22 protein-coding genes are annotated in these 21,260 nt (G+C 70.2%); 4 read left to right on the plus strand and 18 right to left on the minus strand.

What is annotated here, in order from left to right; genetic code table 11:
- The first annotated feature begins 47 nt into the window (after positions 1-47).
- Both ACFVW6_RS12845 and ACFVW6_RS12850 read left to right on the plus strand, forming a co-directional pair.
- On the plus strand, positions 48-872 hold the full coding sequence (locus tag ACFVW6_RS12845; RefSeq protein ID WP_378832040.1) for an SAM-dependent methyltransferase: 825 nt from the start codon (positions 48-50) through the stop codon (positions 870-872).
- 213 nt (positions 873-1,085) lie between these two features.
- Positions 1,086-1,802, plus strand: a complete 717-nt coding sequence (locus ACFVW6_RS12850; protein WP_365013814.1) for a GNAT family protein — start codon at positions 1,086-1,088, stop codon at positions 1,800-1,802.
- 4 nt (positions 1,803-1,806) lie between these two features.
- Here ACFVW6_RS12850 and ACFVW6_RS12855 read toward each other — a convergent pair whose 3' ends face one another.
- Together ACFVW6_RS12855 and ACFVW6_RS12860 are read right to left on the minus strand one after the other, a co-directional pair.
- Positions 1,807-2,655: an alpha/beta fold hydrolase gene (locus ACFVW6_RS12855; RefSeq protein WP_378832043.1), complete on the minus strand. Its 849-nt coding sequence runs from the start codon at positions 2,653-2,655 to the stop codon at positions 1,807-1,809.
- Positions 2,656-2,733: 78 nt separating this feature from the next.
- Positions 2,734-3,990, minus strand: a complete 1,257-nt coding sequence (locus ACFVW6_RS12860) for an aspartate kinase (protein ID WP_378832045.1) — start codon at positions 3,988-3,990, stop codon at positions 2,734-2,736.
- 200 nt (positions 3,991-4,190) lie between these two features.
- On the opposite strand from ACFVW6_RS12860, the gene ACFVW6_RS12865 reads away from it, so the two are divergent.
- Complete coding sequence (locus ACFVW6_RS12865) at positions 4,191-5,315, plus strand: ACT domain-containing protein (RefSeq protein WP_378832047.1); 1,125 nt, start codon at positions 4,191-4,193, stop codon at positions 5,313-5,315.
- A 14-nt stretch (positions 5,316-5,329) separates the two neighbouring features.
- Here the strand turns inward: ACFVW6_RS12865 and ACFVW6_RS12870 are convergent, their stop codons facing one another.
- On the minus strand, positions 5,330-6,217 hold the full coding sequence (locus tag ACFVW6_RS12870; protein WP_378832050.1) for an alpha/beta fold hydrolase: 888 nt from the start codon (positions 6,215-6,217) through the stop codon (positions 5,330-5,332).
- Between the two features lie 102 nt (positions 6,218-6,319).
- Here ACFVW6_RS12870 and ACFVW6_RS12875 point away from each other — a divergent pair, with 102 nt between their 5' ends.
- Entirely contained in the window at positions 6,320-6,916 is a 597-nt protein-coding gene (locus tag ACFVW6_RS12875) for a TetR/AcrR family transcriptional regulator (protein ID WP_378832051.1), read from the plus strand.
- A gap of 25 nt (positions 6,917-6,941) precedes the next feature.
- Here the strand turns inward: ACFVW6_RS12875 and ACFVW6_RS12880 are convergent, their stop codons facing one another.
- From ACFVW6_RS12880 to ACFVW6_RS12950, 15 genes are all read right to left on the minus strand, one after another.
- Positions 6,942-7,217 carry a YggT family protein gene (locus tag ACFVW6_RS12880; RefSeq protein ID WP_355281058.1) on the minus strand — a complete coding sequence of 92 codons (276 nt, stop codon included), beginning with the start codon at positions 7,215-7,217 and terminating at the stop codon, positions 6,942-6,944.
- Between the two features lie 188 nt (positions 7,218-7,405).
- Positions 7,406-8,026 carry a hypothetical protein gene (locus ACFVW6_RS12885; protein WP_378832053.1) on the minus strand — a complete coding sequence of 207 codons (621 nt, stop codon included), beginning with the start codon at positions 8,024-8,026 and terminating at the stop codon, positions 7,406-7,408.
- Between the two features lie 168 nt (positions 8,027-8,194).
- Positions 8,195-9,613 (minus strand): ribosome biogenesis GTPase Der, encoded by a 1,419-nt coding sequence (gene der, locus ACFVW6_RS12890; RefSeq protein WP_378832055.1) that lies wholly within the window; start codon positions 9,611-9,613, stop codon positions 8,195-8,197.
- On the minus strand, positions 9,610-10,314 hold the full coding sequence (gene cmk / locus ACFVW6_RS12895) for a (d)CMP kinase (protein WP_365015271.1): 705 nt from the start codon (positions 10,312-10,314) through the stop codon (positions 9,610-9,612). The genes der and cmk overlap by 4 nt, the downstream gene beginning before the upstream one ends.
- Before the next feature lie 38 nt (positions 10,315-10,352).
- Complete coding sequence (locus ACFVW6_RS12900) at positions 10,353-11,678, minus strand: pseudouridine synthase (RefSeq protein WP_378832057.1); 1,326 nt, start codon at positions 11,676-11,678, stop codon at positions 10,353-10,355.
- A gap of 8 nt (positions 11,679-11,686) precedes the next feature.
- On the minus strand, positions 11,687-12,343 hold the full coding sequence (gene scpB, locus ACFVW6_RS12905) for an SMC-Scp complex subunit ScpB (protein ID WP_378832059.1): 657 nt from the start codon (positions 12,341-12,343) through the stop codon (positions 11,687-11,689).
- The gene (locus ACFVW6_RS12910) at positions 12,340-13,224 is read right to left on the minus strand and encodes a segregation and condensation protein A (protein ID WP_378832061.1); all 885 of its coding nucleotides are present in this window, start codon (positions 13,222-13,224) and stop codon (positions 12,340-12,342) included. Before ACFVW6_RS12910 ends, scpB begins: the two co-directional genes overlap by 4 nt.
- On the minus strand, positions 13,221-14,054 hold the full coding sequence (locus ACFVW6_RS12915; protein WP_255586654.1) for a ParA family protein: 834 nt from the start codon (positions 14,052-14,054) through the stop codon (positions 13,221-13,223). The genes ACFVW6_RS12910 and ACFVW6_RS12915 overlap by 4 nt, the downstream gene beginning before the upstream one ends.
- Before the next feature lie 253 nt (positions 14,055-14,307).
- On the minus strand, positions 14,308-15,246 hold the full coding sequence (gene xerD / locus ACFVW6_RS12920; RefSeq protein ID WP_355281050.1) for a site-specific tyrosine recombinase XerD: 939 nt from the start codon (positions 15,244-15,246) through the stop codon (positions 14,308-14,310).
- A gap of 32 nt (positions 15,247-15,278) precedes the next feature.
- A complete protein-coding gene (locus ACFVW6_RS12925; protein ID WP_365013788.1) occupies positions 15,279-15,932 on the minus strand; it encodes an NUDIX hydrolase in 654 nt (217 codons plus the stop codon).
- Positions 15,933-15,946: 14 nt separating this feature from the next.
- Positions 15,947-17,668, minus strand: a complete 1,722-nt coding sequence (locus tag ACFVW6_RS12930; protein ID WP_355281047.1) for a CTP synthase — start codon at positions 17,666-17,668, stop codon at positions 15,947-15,949.
- A 172-nt stretch (positions 17,669-17,840) separates the two neighbouring features.
- Complete coding sequence (locus ACFVW6_RS12935; RefSeq protein ID WP_378832065.1) at positions 17,841-18,782, minus strand: copper transporter; 942 nt, start codon at positions 18,780-18,782, stop codon at positions 17,841-17,843.
- Positions 18,779-19,978 carry a putative cytokinetic ring protein SteA gene (steA, locus tag ACFVW6_RS12940; protein ID WP_378832068.1) on the minus strand — a complete coding sequence of 400 codons (1,200 nt, stop codon included), beginning with the start codon at positions 19,976-19,978 and terminating at the stop codon, positions 18,779-18,781. Before steA ends, ACFVW6_RS12935 begins: the two co-directional genes overlap by 4 nt.
- A 119-nt stretch (positions 19,979-20,097) precedes the next feature.
- Complete coding sequence (locus tag ACFVW6_RS12945) at positions 20,098-20,574, minus strand: hypothetical protein (protein WP_378832070.1); 477 nt, start codon at positions 20,572-20,574, stop codon at positions 20,098-20,100.
- Positions 20,575-20,681: 107 nt separating this feature from the next.
- On the minus strand, positions 20,682-21,152 hold the full coding sequence (locus tag ACFVW6_RS12950) for a MarR family winged helix-turn-helix transcriptional regulator (protein ID WP_378832073.1): 471 nt from the start codon (positions 21,150-21,152) through the stop codon (positions 20,682-20,684).
- Positions 21,153-21,260 lie beyond the last annotated feature (108 nt).

Raw genomic sequence — 21,260 nt, forward strand, 5'->3', positions numbered from 1 at the left:
CGATGGGCGGCGGCACACACCGGTAACAGCGTGAGGGGTCGTCGACGATGAGCGACAACGCGAATGTGATCGACCAGTCGAGTCCGAGCATCGCCCGGGTCTACGACTATCTGCTCGGCGGCAAGGACAACTACGAGGTCGACCGCGCGATCGGCGACCACTTCAAGCTCAATCTGCCCGGTTCGGTGGCGATCGCGTTCACCAACCGGCAGGCCCTCACCCGCGCGGTCCGCGAGATGGCCGAGGCCGGCCTGACCCAGTTCCTCGACTTCGGCAGCGGCCTGCCCACCGCCGACAATGTGCACCAGGTCGCCCAGCGGGTGAACCCCGACGCGCGCGTGGTCTATGTCGACAACGACCCGATCGTGCTCGCCCACGGCCGCGCGCTGCTGGCGACCAACGAGAACACCACCGTCGTGCACGCCGATGTCCGCGATTCCGTCGGCATCCGCGCCAACGAGGAGGTGAACCGGCTCATCGATTTCGACAAGCCGGTCGCCCTGATCTTCAGCGCCATCCTGCACCACCTCAACGACGACGAGGACCCGCGCGCGGTCGTGCAGTACTGGACCGAGCAGATCCCGGTCGGCAGCAGCGTGTTCATCTCGCACTTCCGCTCCGGCGACAACGCCGAGACCATCGAGGCCGAAGCCAAGCTGCAATCCACCTTCGGCCGTGGCCGCTGGCGCACCGACGCGGAGATCGTCGCGCTGTTCGGCGATCTGCAATTGCAGGAGCCCGGCGTCGCCGCGGCCGCCCGCTGGCACCAGAACGTGCCCGACGACGACGATGCGGCGCGCATCGGCTCGCCCGATCGGGAGCTCTCGGTGTGGGAGGAACTCATCGTCGCGGCCCTCGCCGACAAGCGTTAGGGCGGTTCGTCCGGGTCGCCTGACCCCGGTGAAATTCGGGCCACGACATCTCGTCTGTTCGCACGGGTGAACGCGTCACGTTCCGCTATCTTGTGCATCTAGTTTTCTCGATGCTGCTGGATCGTTCGTGTCGCTTCGCCGCAATCACGTGCCGCGTGAGATCCACGCCTCGTGTTTTCGGCGACCCTCATCAGACGAAGGACGCCGGTCACCATGCCCGCACCCGTTATCCTCCACGGCCGCATCGCACGGCTGGAACCCCTGGCACCCCACCATGTTCCCGGCTTGGCCGCGGCCTCGGTCGCGCTCGGTCCGGCCGGGTTCACCATCGTCCCGCAGGGCGAGCAGGAGGCCCGCACCTACGTCTTCCAGGCCGAGTCCGCCCAGCTGGCCGGCACCACCCTGGCCTTCGCGATCGTCACCGTGGCCGACGACTGCGTCGTCGGTGCCACCCGGTTCACCCGGCTCGACTACTGGCAGGGCCCGCTGAGCTGGCCGCTGGCCGCCGAGCCCGTCACCGCGCTGCCCGGCGGGGCGATCCCCGACGCCGTCGAGATCGGCAACACCTGGCTGACGCCCGCGGTGCGCGGCGGCGTGGTGAACCTCGAGTGCAAACTGCTGATGCTGACCCACGCCTTCGACGGCTGGGGCGTGCGCCGGGTGACCCTGCGCGCCGACGCCCGCAACCTGCGCTCCCGCGCCGCGATCGAACGGCTCGGCGCGGTGAGCGACGGTGTGCGCCGGGCACATTCGCGCGGGCTCGACGGCGCGGTGCGCGACACCGCGTTCTATTCGATCCTGCACGACGAGTGGGCGGGCGTGCGGCTGCGGATCACCGAGCAGCTCGCGGCCCGCACCATGCTGCCGCGGGCCCCGCTGATCCCGGCCACCGCCGAGGCGTTGCGCCCCTTGGCCTCTCCGATCGGCTGACGGCTCAGACCCGGACGGACTCGATCCGCTCGGTGATGATCTCGGCCAGCTCCCGCGGACGCTCCTCGGGCAGCCAGTGCGAGGCGCCGTCCAGCACGACCAGCCGGTAGTCGCCGGTGACGTAGGCCCCGGTGAGCTCGGCGCCGCGGCGGGCCAGCGCCGTATCCCCGGAGCTCCAGACATGGGTCACCGGCACCTGGACCGGCGCCGAGATCGCCCGCTGGCCGAGCAGGATCATCGCCCGGTACCAGTTCAACCCGCCGGTGAGCGCGCCGGTGTCGACGATCTCGCGGTGCACCCGGGCGATCATCTCCGGTGTCATGCCGGTGCCCGCCAGCGCGCGGTCGAGAATCCCGGGCCGCGCGTGCAGCAACCGCTCGGGGAGCACCGGGATCTGGAACAACCCCATGTAGTACGAGCGGGCGAGCTGGTCGCTGCCGAGCAGTGAACGGCGGAACGCGCCGGGGTGCGGCACCGACATCGTCACCAGGGAGCGCACCAGGTCGGGCCGCGCGGCGGCGACCGACCAGGCGACCATGGCACCCCAGTCGTGGCCGACCAGATGGACGGGCCCACGGTCGATCTCGCGGATCAGCGCGAGGATGTCGTCGACCAGTTCGGTGATCCGGTAGGCGAAGCGGCCGCGCGGCCGGGCGCCCGGTGAGTAGCCGCGCTGATTCGGGGCGATGGTGCGGTAGCCGCGGGCGTCGAGCAGCGCGGCGAGTTCCCCGAACGAACTCGCGGTCTGCGGAAAACCGTGCAGCGCCAGGACGACCGGGCCGTCGATCGGACCGGAGTCCACCACGTCGAAACGCAGTCCCGCGCGGGTGTAGGAGGTCAGTCGGTTGCTCAAGGGACCCTCCGGTCGATCGACGGCCTAATTGACTGATGGGTAAATTACCTGTGGTTCAGTTGCCCGTCAATCCTCTGGTCAGCGGCCGGTGCCGCCGTGCACGACGGCGACTTCGGTGCCGCCGAGATCGAAGGCCCGGTGCAGCACGCGCACCGCCGCGTCCAGGTCGGTGTCGCGGACCAGCACCGAGATCCGGATCTGCGAGGTGGCGATCAGATCGAGATTGATCCCGGCCTCGGCCAGCGCCTCACAGAACGTCGCGGTGACCCCGGGATGGTTCTTCATCCCCGCGCCGATCAGCGACACCTTGCCGACGCGATCGTCGTAGCGCACATCGGTGAACCCGATATCGGCGCGACGTTCCCGCAGCAGGGCCACCGCGCGGGCGCCGTCGGCGGCGGGCAGCGTGAAGGTGATGTCGGTGCGGCCGGTGCCGGTGTTCTGCACGACCATGTCGATGGGGATCTCGGCGTCGGCGACCGCGCGGAACACCTTGGCCGCGTAGCCGGGTTCGTCGGGCAGGCCGACGACGGTCACCTTCGCCTCGCTGCGGTCGTGCGCGACACCGGTGAGCACCGCCTGAGCGGCGGGGATGTCGGCCATCGAGCCGAACACGGTGGTGCCGATCGCGTCGGTGTAGGACGAGCGCACGTGCACCGGAACGTGATAGCGGCGCGCGTATTCCACGCACCGCAGCATCAGCACCTTCGAGCCGCAGGCCGCCATCTCGAGCATCTCCTCGTAGGAGATCTGGTCGAGTTTCTGCGCGTCGGGCACGATCCGCGGATCGGCGGTGAACACGCCGTCGACGTCGGTGTAGATCTCGCAGACATCGGCGTGCAGTGCCGCGGCCAGGGCGACGGCGGTGGTGTCGGACCCGCCGCGCCCGAGCGTGGTGACGTCGCGGCTGTCCTGGCTGACGCCCTGGAATCCGGCCACGAGCACCACCTCGCCGTCGTCGAGGGCGCGCCGGACCCGATCGGGGTCGACCTGGATGATCTTGGCGTTGCCGTGCGCGCCGGTGGTGATCACCCCCGCCTGCGAGCCGGTCAGCGACCTAGCCTCCGCGCCGAGGGCGTGAATCGCCATGGCCACCAGCGCGTTCGAGATGCGCTCACCGGAGGTGAGCAGCATGTCCATCTCGCGCGGCGGCGGTGCGGGCGCCACCTGGCCCGCCAGGTCCAGCAGCTCGTCGGTGGTGTCGCCCATGGCGGAGCACACCACCACCACGTCGTGACCCTGCTTCTTCGTCTCCACGATCCGCTCGGCGACCCGCCGGATCCGCTCGGCGCTCGCCACCGACGATCCGCCGAATTTCTGCACAACCAGGGCCATTCCTCGTCCTCTCCCCTGCTCGCCCGCGCGCGACCCGCGGGTGACCCCTCCGAGTATCCCGGCATTTCTGGCACGGCTGTCCTGTTTCGTGGTGAAAATGGCTGCCGCCGAGTCGATCCGGCCGCGATACTGGCTGGGCGGGGGCGGCGGCCACGGCGTCGTTCCCGGCTCGGCAGTTCTCGGCGGTGAGGCGAATTCACATGACCAATCAGCTCTTTCGTTCCCCACGCGGCTCGTTCGGGGTCGCCGTTCTCGGCACCGGCGCACTCGCCGCCGAGGTCGTGCGGATCCTCCGCGACACGGGCGGGGACTTGCGGGAACGCGCCGGTGCGGAGCTGGTACTCGCCGGGCCCGCGGAGCTGGTGGTGGACGCGACCGAGCATGTCGGCGCGGTGACGGCGGTGCTCGACGCGCTGCGCGCGGGACGGTCGGTGATCACCGCGAACACCGCGCTGATCGCCGAGCACGGGCACCGGCTGGCCGCGGCCGCCGAGCAGCACGGCGCCGATCTGTGCTTCGAAGCGGCGGTGGCGGGCGGTGTTCCGGTGGTCCGGCCGCTGACCCAGTCGCTCTCGGGTGATCGGGTGAACCAGGTGCTGGGGGTCTTCCCCGCCGAGCACAGCAGGCACGCGGCCGCACAGGCGGCGATCCTGGCGACCCTGGCCTTCCACACCCGGGTGGAGGTCGGCGACGTGCACTTCGAGGAGTCCGGGCCCGCGGCGGCCGCCGACCTCGCCGCCGCGGCGGCGCTGGGTCTGCGCCTGCGCACCCTCACCGTCTGCACCAGGATCGCCGAAGACGGTGGCAAGGAACAGATCTCGGTCCGCGTCCACCCCGCGCTGCTCCCGGTGACCGATCCGCTCGCCCGGGTCGAGGCGCCGTCGAGCGCGGTCGCCGTCGACGCCGAAGGCGCGGGCAGGCTGATGTTCTCCGGCGACGCCGCCACCACCGCGACCGCGTCGGCCCTGCTCGGCGACCTGATCACCGCCGCGCGCAACCGCGTCCACGGCGGCCGCGCCCCCCGCGCCTCGCACTACGCCCAGCTCCCCATCGCCCCCCTCGGCGACACCCCCACCCGCTCCTACCTCAACCTGCGCGTCACCGACCACGCCGGCGCCCTGGCCCAGGTCGCCGCCGTCTTCGCCGACAACGGCGTGAGCATCGCGCGCGTCCGCCAGGAACACCACGGCCCCGACGCCCACCTGATCGTCCTCACCCACCGCGCCCGCGAGTCCGCCGTCACCGACACGATCGACGCCCTCACCGACGCCCCCTGCGTCCGCGAGGTGTCAACCCGCTGGCGCATCGAGGGCACCGACGACTAGCCGCGTCGTGCCCGCTACTCCCCGCGCCGGGCCTCGGTCGGTTCGTAGCGGCGGGTGAAGTCCAGGATGCTCGCGGTGACCTGTTTCGGGATCTGGTGGAAGATGCCGTGGCCCGCGCCGGGGTAGATCTCGGTGTCGCAGGTGGGCACGTTGTCGCGCAGGCGTCCGGCGGCGATGGTCGCGTCGGCGGCGATCGATTCCGAGCCGAACAGGCCGAGGGTCGGCACGGTGATCGTCGCCAGCCGCTCGTCGGTGAACAGCCGGGGGTAGCCGATCGTGGGGATGTAGCCCAACGCGGCTTTCACACCGGCGAATTCGGCGTCGGACAGGGTGACGCCGGGGTTCATCCAGGCGTTCAGCTTGCGGAGGTTCTTGTCGGTCGGGCGCGCGCCCACGGTGATCATCTTCCACAGCACGCCCCAGCGGATCTTCGCCAAGGTGCCGCCGGGTTCGATCACCGTCAGGCTCGCCAGCCGTGGCGCGCCGCCCGCCGCGATCGCCATCGCCTCCCAGCCGCCTTGCGAATACCCGACCAGGTGCACCCGGTCGACGCCGAGACCGTCGAGCAGTTCCGTGAACCACGCGCCGAACCGTGTTTCGTCGATCGGCGCGGTCTGGACGCTGAGACCGGGCGTGCCGAGGAATTCGGGCGCGTGGACGACCCGATCGCGCGCCAGATCCTCGATCACGTGGTTCCAGGACAGGCTGTTTCCGCCGAGCGAGTGCAGCAGCACGAGCGGCACGCCGTCGCCGCGACCGAAGGTGCGGACCCGGGTGGTGCCGAAGGTCGTCGGCACGTCGACGGTGGTCGACGGAATCGGCTGCGACTTCTCCAGCTCCCGATAGGCCCGCAGGTACTCCTCGCGCGCCCTGTCGTTCTTGAACCGCCCGATCTTGGCCATGACCACCCCTCTACTTCGTTGGTGATATCAACGTACCATAAAGATGGTATAGGCGTACCATCAAGAACCGGAGGGGACGAGCTGGAGCAGAAGGAGGCGGGCGTGCCACGGTTGGCCGATCACGAGGAACGGCGCCGGTCCATCACCGGCGCCGCGCGGCGCGTCATCGCCAGGGGCGGGCTCGATGCCGCGACGTTCCAATCGGTCGCCGCCGAGGCCGGGGTCTCGGTGCGGTCGGTGCAGTACTACTTCGGCACCAAAAGGGAGTTCCTGCTCGCGACACATCGTGCGGTCGTCGCGGACTCGGGCGCCCGGCTGCACCGGGCCCTGACCGCACTCGGCCCGGAAGCGGGCCCGCGCGACATCGTCCGCACGGTGCTGATGGGCCTGCTGCCGCTCGACGACGCCAGTAGGCAGGATGCCGTCCTGCTCGGCATCTTCCACGCGGCCACACTCACCGGACCCGATCTCGAATCCGCCGATACCGCCGACACGCCCACCTACATCATCGACGCGGTCGCCACCCAGCTCCGGCAGCTCCGTGGGCCCGCGGCGGCGGAGCCGACCATCCGCGCGGATGCCGAGGTGGTCCTGCTCACGATCGCCGGTTTGGCCCAGGGCATGCTCACCGACCACGGCATGGCCGCGCGCGCACCACAACTCGTCGAGCATCTGCTCGACCGGGTGGTCGACGCCTGAGCTCGACTCGCCGCGGCGAGGGCCGCTACAGGCTGAACGCGATCGCGCGCAGGACCAGCACGGCGATGAACACCAGGGTGAAGGCCAGGTCGATGCCGAGCCCGCCCATCCGGACCGGCGGCAGGATCCGCCGCACCGGCGCGATCACCGGTTCGGTCGCGGCGTGGGTGACCTGCCGCGCCTTCCCCACCCAGTCCGGGCCCTTCCCCGCCACCGCCAGCCAGTCCAGCACCATCCGCGCGAGCAACACGAACATGAACACCGTCAGCGCGTAGCCGACCACGGTTCCGATGAGACTCATGACGCACTCCTTAGGAAGCCGCACAGGGCCTCGTACCCCGATCAACGCGCCAGCCCGCGCCGAAGTGTCCCACCCCGATGGTTCTCAGCCGATTATCAGCCCTCCACCGCACCGGAGCGCGCAGGCGCGTCCGGAGTCGGGAAGGGCGCGTTCACACGTCGACCAACTGCTCGCCGGAACCGCGTCGCTCACGCGGTCGCGGCTACACCGCGCGTGCGGGCGACGACCCGCAGTGCCGCCGCGAGCAGCACGAGCGCGGTCGGCACTGCGTACCAGGCGTTCTCGGGGATGCGCCCGCCGTTGGTCACCAGGAACAGCAGCCAGAGGAACCAGGATCCGACGGTCTGGATCAGCTGCCAGCGGGCAGCACCCAGCCCAGCCACGATCCGGTCGAAGGAGGTGACCGTGAGGATCGCGATGGCGACATAGCCGAGGCCGCCGCCGATGATCGAGCCCGCGTCGGTCAGCGTCGCGAAGGTCGACGGGTCGGTCGTCGCCAGCGTGATGATGGCAGCGAGATGGAGGCCGTGCGACATCGCGAACGACAGGCCGAGGTAGCGCCGGTTGCGGGCGAGCCAGCGGGTCGGCTCGCCCGGCCGGAGCGCGAGCAGCGACGAGGCGACGAACGCGGAGAGGAACAGCGCCAGTGAGGTTCTGGCGGTCGCGCGGATGATCATCCGGTAGCCGTCGGTATCGACGCCGACCGACGCCAGGATCACCAGCGCCATCGCGCCGACGGCAACCGTCATGGCGCCGAAGACGCGCCAACGTTCGAACCGCCCCGGCTGGACCGTGCTCACCGACGTCATCTCATGCCCCTCCCCCATGCACCCTGCGAACATCGGGGCGCACAGTCACAGCATAGGACCGCACAGGGAACGGGAGGGCGGCAGTGCGACGAACTGCACTGTCGCCCAACGGGTCCGGAGACGGCGCGAGCCCCGGGTCGGTCGACCCGGGGCTCGCGTGGTGACGCGCTACTTCTTGCGTTCCTTCTTCTCGCGCACGCGCACCGAGATGCGCACGGGCGAACCGTCGAAACCGAACTCCTCGCGCAGGCGGCGCTCCAGGAAGCGGCGGTAGCCCGCCTCCAGGAAGCCGGTGGTGAACAGCACGAACGTCGGCGGGCGGGTGCTCGCCTGGGTGGCGAACAGGACGCGGGGCTGGCGGCCGCCGCGCATCGGCGGCGGGGTGGCCGCGATGACTTCCTTGAGCCAGGTGTTCAGGCGACCGGTGGAGATGCGCTTGTCCCAGGACTCGAGCGCGGTCTCCATCTGCGGCACCAGCTTGGCCACGGCGCGGCCGGTGTGGGCGGAGATGTTGACCCGCTGGGCCCACGGCACCCGCACCAGATCGCGGTCGATCTCGCGCTCGAGCATGTAGCGGCGGTCCTCGTCGACCAGGTCCCACTTGTTGAACGCCAGCACCAGCGCGCGACCGGAGTCGGCGACCAGGCTGATCACGCGCAGGTCCTGCTCGGTGATCGGCACCGAGGCGTCGATCAGCATGATCGCGACCTCGGAGGCCTCCAGCGCCGACTTGGTGCGCAGCGAGGCGTAGAACTCGGTGCCCGAGGCGTTGGACACCTTGCGGCGCAGACCGGCGGTGTCGACGAACTTCCAGACCTTGCCGCCCAATTCGACCAGCGAGTCGACCGGGTCGACCGTGGTGCCCGCGACGTCGTGGACGACCGAACGCTCGTCGCCCGACAGCTTGTTCAGCAGACTGGACTTGCCGACGTTCGGCTTGCCGACCAGCGCAACGCGCCGCGGTCCGGCGGCGCCGGTGCCCTCGCGCGGGGTCTCGGGCAGCGCGCCGAGCACGTCGTCGAGCAGATCGCCGGTGCCACGGCCGTGCGCGGCCGAGACCATGCGCGGCTCACCGAGACCCAGCGACCACAGGCTGGCGGCCTCGAGTTCGACCTTCTGGTCGTCGACCTTGTTGGCCACCAGGATCACCGGGATCTTGGAGCGGCGCAGCTTGCGCACCGCGGCCTCGTCGGTGGCGGTGGCGCCGACGGTCGCGTCGACGACGAGCAGGATCGCGTCGGCGGTCGCCATCGCGACCTCGGCCTGGCGGGCCACATGCTGCTGCAGGCCCTTGGCGTCGGGCTCCCAGCCGCCGGTGTCCTGCACCAGGAATCGGCGGCCTGCCCAGCTGGCCTCGTAGGAGATGCGGTCGCGGGTGACGCCGGGGATGTCCTCGACGACGGCCTCACGGCGGCCGAGGATGCGGTTCACCAGGGTCGACTTGCCCACGTTCGGGCGGCCGACGACGGCGACCGTCGGCATCGCGAGATGCTCGTCGCCTTCGTGCTCGCCTTCGAGATCGGCGATCTCCCAATCGGATTCGTCGGACCAGGTGCCGTCTCCGACCAGAACCTCTTCGTCGATCATCGCGACCCTCCTGTCGTGGCCGAAAGCTGCTGGGCCACCACGCGGTAGAGCTCGTCGATGGTCTCGTCCATCGTCAGGTCGCTGGTGTCGACGAGCACCGCGTCGGCTGCGGGGCGCAGCGGCGACACCGTGCGGGTGGAGTCGAGGGTGTCGCGGCGCTGCACGTCGGCCAGCACGGCCGTGTAGTCGTCGCCGCGGCCCTCGCGGATGTTCTGGGCGTTGCGCCGCTGGGCGCGGGCCTCCGCGGAGGCTGTGAGGTAGATCTTGGCGTCGGCGCCGGTGAGCACGACGGTGCCGATATCGCGGCCCTCCACCACGATGCGCCCGGACACGGCCGCGATCTCGCGCTGCAGGGCGACGAGCTGCTCGCGCACCTGCGCCACCGCGGATACGGCGGAGACGGCCTTGGTGACGGCGTCGCCGCGGATCTCGGCGGAGACGTCCTCACCGTCGAGCTCGATCACCTCGCGGCTGGGGTCGGTGCCGATCGACAGCGGCAGCGCCGCAACGGTTTCCGCGATCGCGTCGGCATCGGCCAGGTCGACCCCGGCGCGCAGCACGCGCAGCGTCGCGACCCGGTACATGGCGCCGGTGTCGAGGTAGCGGGCACCCAGGCGGGTGGCCAGCCGACGCGACACACTGGACTTGCCGGTGCCCGACGGGCCGTCCATCGCGACGACGAGCGTGCCGTCACCGGTCATCCGGTCGCCGGCGAACTCCACCGGGAAATCCACTCCGTTCACAGCTGCACCGCCTCGTAGAGTTTGCCGATCTCGTCGCGGCCGAGCACGCGCAGCGTGCCGGGACGCTGGTCGCCCAGCGCCACCGGGCCGATGTGGGTGCGCACCAGCCGGATCACCGGGTGGCCGACCTCGTCGAGCAGCCTACGCACGATGTGCTTGCGGCCCTCGTGCAACACGAGCTTGACCAGCGAGCGGCCCTCGTAGGCCTCGAGCAGCATGAACTTGTCGACCTTGGCCGGGCCGTCCTCGAGCTCGACGCCCTCGCGCAGCCGCTTGCCGACCAGGCGGTAGTTGACCTCGCCGTTGACGGTGGCCAGGTAGGTCTTGGGCACCTCGAAGGAGGGGTGCATCAGGCGATGCGCCATCTCGCCGTCGTTGGTGAGCAGCAGCAGGCCCTCGGTGTCGGCGTCGAGGCGGCCGACGTGGAACAGGCGCTGCCCGGCGGCGATCCGCTCGGCGACGATGTCGCCGACGCAGGGGCGGCCCAGGTCGTCGGACATGGTGGACTGCCAGCCCTTGGGCTTGTTCAGCACCAGGTGCACGAGTTCGTCGCGGACCACGACGCGGGTGCCGTCGACGCGCACGACCGCGTTCTCCGGATCGACGCGCAGACCCTGCTCCCGCACGATCTTGCCGTCGACCTCGACGCGACCGGCGGCGATCATGTCCTCGGCCGCGCGGCGCGAGGCCACCCCGGCCTTGGCGAGCACCTTCTGCAACCGCTCACCTTCGCCCCAGGGCAGCTTCTTCGGGCCCTCGGTGTTCTCGGCGTGCTGGTGGCGGGCCGGCTTGGCGTTGTTCAGGATCGTCGGCGCGACGACCTTGCGCTGCGGCTTGGCCGACTTGGTCTTGCGCACGGGCGCCTGCGAGGTCGCGGGGCGGGCGGTGCTGCCCGCGCGCTGCGTGCCGCGCGGCTGGTAGCCACCCTCACGGCGGTCGTCGCCGCCACGCTGGTACCCGCCGCGACGGTCGTCGCCGCCACGGTCGTAGCCGCCACGACGGTCGTCGCCGCCACGGTCGTAGCCGCCACGACGGTCGTCGCCACCACGGTCGTAGCCGCCACGCCGATCGTCGGTCGCGCCGCGCTGGTAGCCGCGTCCCGTCGATCCGCGCCGGTCGTCGGCGCCGCGGGTGAAGCCACCCGAGGAGCTGCGGCGGCCGGTCGACTCACCACGCTCGTATCCGCCGGTGCCGCGGCTGCCCGACTGCCCGGTGCGCGCGGTGCCGCCGCGGGTTCCCGCGGTCCGGTTCGCGCCGCTACGGGGCTGGTCGCTGCGTTTTCTTCGGTCCGGTGTGCCATCTCGGCGAGCGGAAGTATTCATCTGTCCTGTCAATCGTCGGTGCCGAGGTCCATGTCGGACTCGGCCGGTTTCTGCAGCCTGGTGAACCGGGGATCGGTCTCCAGGCTCTCGCTGATCTCGTCGATCAGGTCGACGCCGGGAAGCAGCGGCGCCAGCGGTGGCAGGTCGCCCAGTGAGGCGAGCCCGATCCGTTCGAGGAACAACTCGGTGGTGCGGTACAGCGTGCCGTTGGTCTCCGGGTCCTGACCCGCTTCCGCGATCAAGCCCCTGGCCAGCAGTGTGCGCATCACTCCGTCGACGTTCACCCCGCGAACCGCGCTGACCCTGGTCCGGGTCACCGGCTGGCGGTAGGCGATCACCGCCAAGGTCTCCAAGGCGGCCCGGGTGAGCTTCGTCCGAGCCCCGTCGAGCAGTACACGCTCGACATAGGGCGCGTACTCCTGTCGAGTATAGAAGCGCCAACCGTCGCCGACGAAACGCAGGTCGATGCCGCTGCCCCGCGCGGTCAGCTCCGCCGACATGGTCCGCAGGGTGGTCTCGACCCGCTCGGCGGTGTCGTCCAGGGCCGCGGCCAGCTGTTCTACCGGCGCGGGAGCGTCGACGACGAGCAACATCGCCTCGAGCGCCGAGCGCAGTTCCGCCTCGTCGAGCGGCTCGGAAGTGAACTCCGCCACTACCTCGGTCATCCGTAGTCCTCCTCGAAACTCAACGCCACCGCTTCGGCGTCGGGATCCAGCTCACCGAGCCAGCTCACGGCCAGCGGGCCGAGCGGATCGGGCTGGTCGAACGCGATGGTCTTGCCCCGGTACAGCTCCAGCAACGCCAGGAACCGGGCGACGATTTCCACCGGGACCGTGCAATCGGCCACCAGTTCGGCGAAGGTCGTCCAGCCGCCGGGCCCGCGTTCCTTGAGCCTGGCCAGGACGAGCTCGGCCTGCTCGGCGACCGAGATCGTGTGCATGTGCAGATGCGCGAGGCCGACCTGCGGGACCGGGCGCGGCCGGAACGCCGCCGCCGCGATCTCGGCGAACGCGCTGATGTCGACGCCGAGGGTCACCTCGGGCAGCAACCCCTCGAACTGCTCCTCCAGCGCCACCGAGCGCGGATACCGGCGCAGCGCGGCCGCTTCCAGCTCGGCGAGCAGTTCGGCCACCTGCTTGAACGCCCGGTACTGGAGCAGGCGGGCGAACAGCAGGTCGCGGGCGTCGAGCAGTTCGAGGTCGTCGGCGTCGGTCATCTCGCCCGAGGGCAGCAGCCGGGCCGCCTTCAGGTCGAGCAGCGTCGCCGCGACGACGAGGAATTCGGTGGTCTGGTCGAGGATCTTGTCCGCGCGCAGCTTGGTGTTCTCGGCGAGCTCGGCGGTCAGCGCCTTGGTGTAGGCGATGAACTCGTCGGTGACCTGATGCAGCGCGACCTCGGTGACATCGAGTTTGCGCGAGCTGATCAGCGTCAGCAGCAGATCGAACGGCCCCTCGAAGTTCTTCAGCCGCAGGTGGAACCCGGTGTTCTCGGCGGCGGGTGCCGCTTCTTGCCGATCCTCACGCACCTCGGGTGTTGCGTCGATCACCGGCCCGACCGGTGGATGACCTCGCGTGCCATCGCCCGATACGACTCGGCGCCCGCCGATTTCGGGGCCCAGGTGGTGATCGGTTCACCGGCGACGCTGGCGTCGGGGAACCGCACGGTGCGCGAGATCGCGGTGTCGTAGACCAGGTCACCGAACACCTCGACCACCCGCGACATCACCTGGCGGGAGTGCAGCAACCGGGCGTCGAACATGGTGACCACGATGCCGTACAGGCTCAGGCGCGGGTTGAGCCGGTCGCGCACCTTCTCCACGGTGTCGTTGAGCAGCGCGAGGCCGCGCAGCGAGAAGTACTCGCATTCCATCGGGATGATCACGCCGTCCGAGCAGGCCAGCGCGTTGACGGTGAGCAGGCCGAGCGAGGGCTGGCAGTCGATGAGGATGTAGTCGTAGCGGTCGCGCACGCCGGCCAGCGCCCGGCCCAGCGACTGCTCCCTGCCCACCTCGTTGACCAGCTGGATCTCGGCCGCGGAGAGGTCGATATTGCTGGGTAACAGGTCCATCCCGTCGACCTTGGTGGTCTGCAGGACGTCGTCGACGCCTGCCTTCCCGCCGATCAGCAGGTTGTGCACGGTGAGGTCGAGATCGTGGTGGGCCACCCCGAGGCCGGCCGAGAGCGCGCCCTGCGGATCGAGGTCGACGAGCAGGACGCGGCGGCCGTATTCGGCCAGGGCCGCACCGAGATTGATGGTCGAGGTGGTCTTGCCGACCCCGCCCTTCTGGTTGCACATGGCCACCACCAGCGCGTCACCGTGACGCTGCACCTGCGGCGGCTCGGGTACCAGTCGCAGCGGGCGCCCGGTCGGGCCCATCTCGACGGCCTCGGCGACCTCGTCCGGTCCACCGTCCCACGGTGTTTCCGCTGTCGTCACGATCCGCTGCTCCTTATACGTGTCCTACCGGTAACCCCTGTCGAGGGTAGCGAGGCCGATTCGGGCCCGGACTCGCTTTCGTACGGTCCAGCTCTTGGGGGTAGACGCTACCGCTCGGACCGGTGAGGTACAGCATGGCAACGCCGGGCGTGTTCGCACGATACCCGCTGGACGCGACCGCGCACCGCCGCTTTCACCTGGCCCGCGGATGCGCGGTCGCCCACACCTCGCGCAGCGTGCTCACCGTCACGAGGGTGTAGATCTGAGTCGTCGTGACCGAAGCATGCCCGAGCAGTTCCTGCACCACGCGCACATCGGCGCCGCCGTCGAGCAGGTGGGTGGCGAAGGAGTGCCGCAGGGTGTGCGGCGATACCGTCGCCCCGATCCCGGCACGCTCGGCGGCGGTCTGCAAGACCTGCCAGGCGCTCTGCCGCGACAACCTGCCGCCGCGCGCGTTGAGGAAAAGGGCTCCCCCGGAACCCTTTCCGGCCGCGGCCAGGGTCGGGCGACCGCGTACCAGGTAGGCGTCGACCGCGGCGAGCGCGGGCCTGCCGATGGGGACGAGCCGTTGCTTGCCGCCCTTGCCGCGAAGCACCACGCACCGCTGTTCGGCGTCGAGATCGTCGACGTCGAGGCCGACCATCTCCGAGATGCGCGCGCCGGTGGAGTACAGCAGTTCCAGCAGGGCCCGGTCCCGCAATCCCCGCGGTCCGCCGTCGGCCCCACCCGAATCACCGTCGCCACCCGCGGCCTCGAGCACCCGCAACACCTGGTCGTAGGGCAGCGCCTTGGGCAGCCGCCGACCCGGCGCCGGCGGTTTCACCGCGTGCGCCACATCGGTGTCGGTGAGACCTTCGGCCGCGGCGAACCGGTGCAGGCCGCGCACCGCGATCAAGGCCCTGGCCACCGACCCGGCGGCCAGCGGCGGATGATCCTCGCCGCCGGACCGCAACGCCATGGTGAACTCCGCGACATCGCCCTGCGCGACGGCCGCGAGATTCGCGATGCCGCGTCCGGTGAGGAAGGCGCGGTAGCGGGCCAGGTCCCGCCGGTAGGCCCCGAGGGTGTTGCGCGCGGCTCCGCGCTCGACCGCCAGATGGTCGAGGTAGGCGTCGATCTCCCGCGCGAGCACGCCCGACGCCGCCTAGTCCCCGCCGACCACTGTCACGATCCGCTTCCGGCGCGCGCCTCGGCGGCCTTGCGGCGCAGGAACGCGGTCGGCTGACCCGGCCACGGCGCGTCGGCCGGGCGTAGCGGCACGGTGCCCGCCGCGGCCGCCGCGTACGCGAGCACCCCGGCGACCGCCGTCGCGTTCACGATCTCCCCGGCCAGCGCCGCGCGGACCGCCTCGGCGACCGGCATCCGGACCAGCTCGAGATCGGCCTCCTCGTGCTCCGGCTCCGGCCGATCGGTGGCGGAGAGCCCGGTCGCGAAGAACACCCGCAACGCCTCGTCGGTGAAGCCCGGCGACAACGCGACGTCCACCAGCACCGACCACTCGGCGGCGGCCAGGCCCGTTTCCTCGGCCAGCTCGCGCTTGGCCGCGGTGAGCGGGTCCTCGCCGTCGATGTCGAGCAGCCCGGCGGGCAGCTCGAGCAGCCGGGTTCCGATCGGATGCCGGTACTGGCGGATCAGGACGACATTGCCGTCCGCGTCGAGCGCGAGCACCGCGACCGCGCCGTGATGCTCGATGACCTCACGCTCGGCGACCCGCCCGTCCGGCATCGCGACCTGATCCTGGCGCAGGGCCAGGATCGCGCCGCTGTAGAGCACCCGGCTGGCGACCGTCTCGAAGTCATGACTACCGGGCTGGCTCACGTCGCTGCTCTCTCTCAGAGATCCGCGGCCTGCTCCGCGAGCTCTTCCTCCGGGAAGTCTACGGGAAGGCGTTCGGCCAGTTTGTATTTCAACGCCGCGTTGATCAGCGCGGCGAACAGCGGATGCGGCCTGGTCGGACGGCTCTTGAGCTCCGGGTGCGCCTGGGTGGCGACGAAGAACGGATGCACCGAGGCCGGGTACTCCACGAACTCCACCAGGTGCCCGTCGGGCGAGGTGCCCGAGAACACCAGCCCGCTCTTGGCGATGGCGTCGCGGTAGGCGTTGTTCACCTCGAACCGGTGCCGGTGCCGCTCGGAGACGTGCTCGGAGCCGTACGCCTGCGCGACGACCGAGCCCTTCTGCAGGGTGGCCGGGTAGGCGCCCAGGCGCATGGTGCCGCCCAGATCGGCCTCGCCGGCGACGACGTCTTCCTGGTCGGCCATGGTCGAGATGACCGGGTTCTTCGTGTCGGGCTCGAACTCGGCCGAGTTGGCGTCGTCGATGCCGACCGAGCGCGCCGCTTCGATGACCACGCACTGCAGGCCGAGGCACAGGCCGAGCAGCGGGATCCCGCGGTGCCGGGCGTACCGGATGGCGCCGAGCTTGCCCTCGATGCCGCGGATACCGAACCCACCGGGGATCAGCACGGCGTCGACATCGCGCAGCGCCGCCTGGGCGCCCGCCTCGGTCTCGCACTCGTCGGAGGGCACCCAGCGGATGTTCACCTTCGAGCGATGCGCGAAGCCACCGGCGCGCAGCGCCTCGGTCACCGACAGGTAGGCGTCGGGCAGGTCGACGTACTTGCCGACCAGCGCCACCTCGACGGTCTCGCGCGGGGAGTGCACGCGGTCGAGCAGGTCGCCCCACACGGCCCAGTCCACGTCGCGGAACGGCAGGCCGAGCTTGCGCACCACGTAGGCGTCGAGGCCCTCGCTGTGCAGCACCTTCGGGATGTCGTAGATCGACGGCGCGTCCGGGGTGGAGATGCACGCCTCCACGTCGACGTCGCACATCAGCGCGATCTTGTTCTTGAGCCCCTGCGGCACCTCACGGTCACAGCGCAGGATCAGCGCGTCGGGCTGGATACCGATATTGCGCAGCGCGGCGACCGAGTGCTGCGTCGGCTTGGTCTTGAGCTCGCCCGAGGGCGCCAGATACGGCACCAGCGACACATGCAGGAAGAACACGTTGTCGCGACCCACGTCGTGGCGGATCTGGCGCGCCGCCTCGAGGAACGGCTGCGACTCGATGTCACCGACGGTGCCACCGATCTCGGTGATCACCACATCCGGCACCTGGCCCTCGAGATCGGGACCCTGCATCGCCATGATGCGGTTCTTGATCTCGTCGGTGATGTGCGGGATGACCTGGACCGTGTCGCCCAGGTACTCGCCGCGGCGCTCCTTGGCGATGACCGTCGAATAGATCTGCCCGGTGGTCACGTTCGCGTCCTTGGATAGGTCGCGATCGAGGAACCGCTCGTAGTGGCCGACATCCAGGTCGGTCTCGGCGCCGTCTTCGGTGACGAACACCTCGCCGTGCTGGAACGGGTTCATGGTGCCCGGATCGACGTTCAGATACGGGTCGAGTTTCTGCATCGTCACCCGCATGCCGCGCGCGGTCAGCAACTGACCGAGGCTGGAGGCGGTGAGACCCTTACCCAAAGAGGAGGCGACGCCACCGCTCACGAAGATGTGCTTGGTGGCATTTCGAGCCTGATTCCGTGTTTGACCCACGGAACTCCAGAGTAACAGCAGCCCGCCTCTCCGCGTATTTAGCGGGTCGTTAGCGGCGGGGTGTGTTGGCCGTCGGGCCGGCGGTGATGCGGTCGGCGAGCCCTGGGCGTACCCGGCGAGTTACCCATGTTCTCGGGAAATCAGTCGTCTCGACGGTTCGTCACGGTCGCTGTCAGCGAGGCATCGCGACCATGGTCAGTGACGTCGCCGTCGGGCCGGTGCCGTAGCGGCCCGCGCCGCCGGAGAGTTGTTCGGTGAAGGCGAGAGCTGTTGTGACCCTGCCGATTTCGCGGTCGACATTGTCGACTGTGGTGACCGTGGTGGCCAGCGGCGCCTGTGCCCGGACATGGGCGATGGCGCCGTTGCCCTCGGCCGCGCCCGCCCGTCCCGCGAGCACCGTGCCCGCCGCCCTGGCCCGGACCGCGCCGGTGAAGCGGGCGATAGTCGCGCCCTGCCCACTGTCGGATGCGACACCGTTGCCGGTGACCACGACGGCGAGTTGCGCGGGTCGCACGGGAGTGTCGCCGTAGGCGAGGAAACCGCCACCGCGCAAGGTCTCCAGGACCAGGGCGAGTTCGGGGGCGGTACTGCGCGGCTGGTTGGTCGCCGGGTCGAGCAGCAGGGTCAGGCCGAGCAGGTCGCCCGCCATGCTGCCCTGGTCGACGGCGCCGGTCCGCAGCTGCGCGCCTGCGGGGACGATATTGGTCAGGGCCGAGCGCATCCGGTCGCCCTCCCCCGCGTCGACGAAGGCGTCGGTGAGCGCGATCCGGCCGGTCACCTGCGCGCCCGCGGTCTCGAGCGCCCTGCTCACCCCGTCGATGTCGCCGGGATCGGCGTCGGGCGTGGTGAACACGACGACGCTGCGGTCGGCCAGGGTGCCGCCCAGCAGCCTGCCCGAGGAGTCGGCGATGAAGCGGTCGGCGGCGTCGAGACGGGCGGTGAGCTGGTCGTTCTGCGCGCTCAGCGCGTCGACCTGGCCGCGCAGGTCGTCCTTGTCCGACCGCAGCCCGGACAGCATGTCCGAGGCCAGGGTCTGCGAGCCGAGCACCACCCCGACGGCCAGGGCGAGGAAGATCGCGGCGATCGAGATGGCATGGTGACGCAGCGAGATCACAGCAGACCACGCACCCACAGGACGAAGCGGTTCCAGTACTCGACGGCCCAGTCCAGCACCTCGGATCCGTTGTGCGAGGCCAGGATCACCACCACGATCGCGACCAGCGCCGCCAGCACCACCAGCGCCAGCGCGGCGCCGGAGGACCGCTGCCGGTACAGCGTCGAGACCGCCTTGGCGTCGACGAGTTTCGCGCCGACCTTGAGCCGGGTCAGGAAGGTCGCCGGATTGCTGTCACGGCGACCGCGATCGAAGAAGTCCTCCAGCGAGGCGGGCGCGCCGGCCAGCACGATCAGCGACGCGCCGTGATGATCGGCCAGCATCAGCGCCAGATCGGTCGGCGAGCCCGACGAGGGGAACGTGGTCGCCCCGATGCCGAGGTCCTGGATGCGCTCGAGGCCCTTGGCGTGCCCGTCGGTGTCGGCGGGCAGGATCATCTCGGCGCCGGATCGCAGGGTCTCGGTGCTGATCTCGTCGGGATCGCCGACGATCAGATCCGGCTTGTACTTGAGCTTGCGCAGGGTGTCGGCGCCCCGGCCGACACCGATCAGGATCGGCGCGTACTCCTTGATGAACGGCTTGAGCCGGTGGAGTTCCTCCTGGTGCCCCGACCCGTCGGCGACGACGACCACGTGCCGATTGCGCAGCTCCAGCTCGATATCGGGGACACCGATGCCGTCGATGAGCAGCGCGCTCTCGGTGCGGACGAACTCGGTGGTGTTGCCCGCGAACGCGTCGAGGTGATCGGCCAGGCCGTTGCGCGCCTCGATCATGCGGTCGGCGATGGCCGACTCGTCGAACTCGATGCCCTCGACCAGGACCTCGGGTTCCTTCTTGGTCAGCTTGTCCGCGTAGACGATGCCCTCGTCGATGCGGACCTTCATGCCGTCCTTGATCTTGCCGAAGGCGTCGGCCGACACCGCATCCATCAGCACGATCCCGTTGGCCACCAGCACTTCCGGGCCCAGGTTGGGATAGCGGCCGGAGATGGACGGCGAGGTGTTGATCACCGCGACGACGCCCGCCTCGACCAGCCGGTCGGCGGTGTGACGGTCCAGGTCGGTCTCGTCGAGGACCACGACGTCCCCGGGACCGACGCGCCGCAGCAATCGCCGGGTGTTGCGATCCACCCGGGCGATCCCGGTGACACCGGGCAGCGTTTCCGTGTTCCTCGACAACAACGCCGGCATCTTCATGTGGCCGATGATGCGGGCAAACCCTCAACCTTTGGTGGAGGCGCGCCGAATCACCGGTCACATTCGTCACTGTGATCCTCGAACACAGCAACCCGCCGGCATCGTCGCCGAGTGGGGATTCAGCGGGCCTGGAAGGTGCCGTAGCCGGGCAGCACGGTCACGCTCGGACCGATATTGCCGCCGACGGACACCGCGTAGACACCGGCGACGACCTGGCCCGCGCCCGTGCGCACCGTGACGGGACCGACCGGGCACTGCGCGGGATCGGTGCACGGGTGGATGTAGGGAACGTCGGCGATCCCCGATTCGCCGGTGGTCACGTTGAGCCACTGCACGCGGGCCCGCAACCACGGGGAACCGTCGCCCTTGTAGGGCAGCACGGCGGTGACGCCGAAGGACGTCTGCCCCGGCCGCTCACCCGTCGTCGCCGTGACGGTGACATGGTCGGTGCCGGGTCCGTTCATACTCCAGCCCCACAGGGCCGCGGCCCCGGGGAATGTGGTGGTCACCGGCTCGGCGGCGGCGAGGCCGGTCGCTCCGAGCACTGCCGCCGCGGCGACCGCGGCCGTTCCGCCGATCCTGCTGATCCATCGCATCGTGTCGCGCTTCCTCTCGGTCGGCCCACCGCCGGGGCGGGGGCAATCCACAAAGTTCGGCTAACCAACGATCTCCGGTCAGTATGTCGGACGCCGCCGCACGAGGGTTACGCCTCCTCGTTCTCCCGCAACTTCCCGGCGACCTCGAGCGAGGTGGCGTGCAGGCGTTCGAACAGGTCGAGCACCAGCGCGAGCTGCTCGTCGGAGTAGTCGTCGAGCGCGGCGGCGAAGCTGCGCGCGAGCAGCTCGTAGTGCGGGGCGATCTCGTCGATGCGCGCCGGGATCGCCGTGACGATCACCCGCCGCCGATCCGCGACATCGTGTTCCCGGCGCACATATCCCGCGGCCAGCAGCCGGTCGACCATCTTGGTGACCGCACCGGTGGTGAGCGCGGTCTGCGCGGCCAGCTCCCCCGCGGTCGCCGGCCCGCCCAGCCGCAGCATGTTCAGGCAGCGCAGGTCGGTGACGTGCAGACCGAGCTTGTCGGCGACGGCCTGGTGCAGCATCACGCCGTCGGTCGCGCTGCGCTGCGCTGCGACCGTCAACGCGGCCGCGAGCTCGGCCCTCCTGTCGGACATCGCTTGACACCTTCCACTCCGCCCGTAATCATCTTCCCTAGTAAGATAATTACTGAAGACACTACTTTCTGGATCGATCTCTGACCGATCGATCCTAGTTTCCGGAGG

This window comes from Nocardia sp. NPDC058244, assembly GCF_042882065.1.
Lineage (GTDB): Bacteria > Actinomycetota > Actinomycetes > Mycobacteriales > Mycobacteriaceae > Nocardia.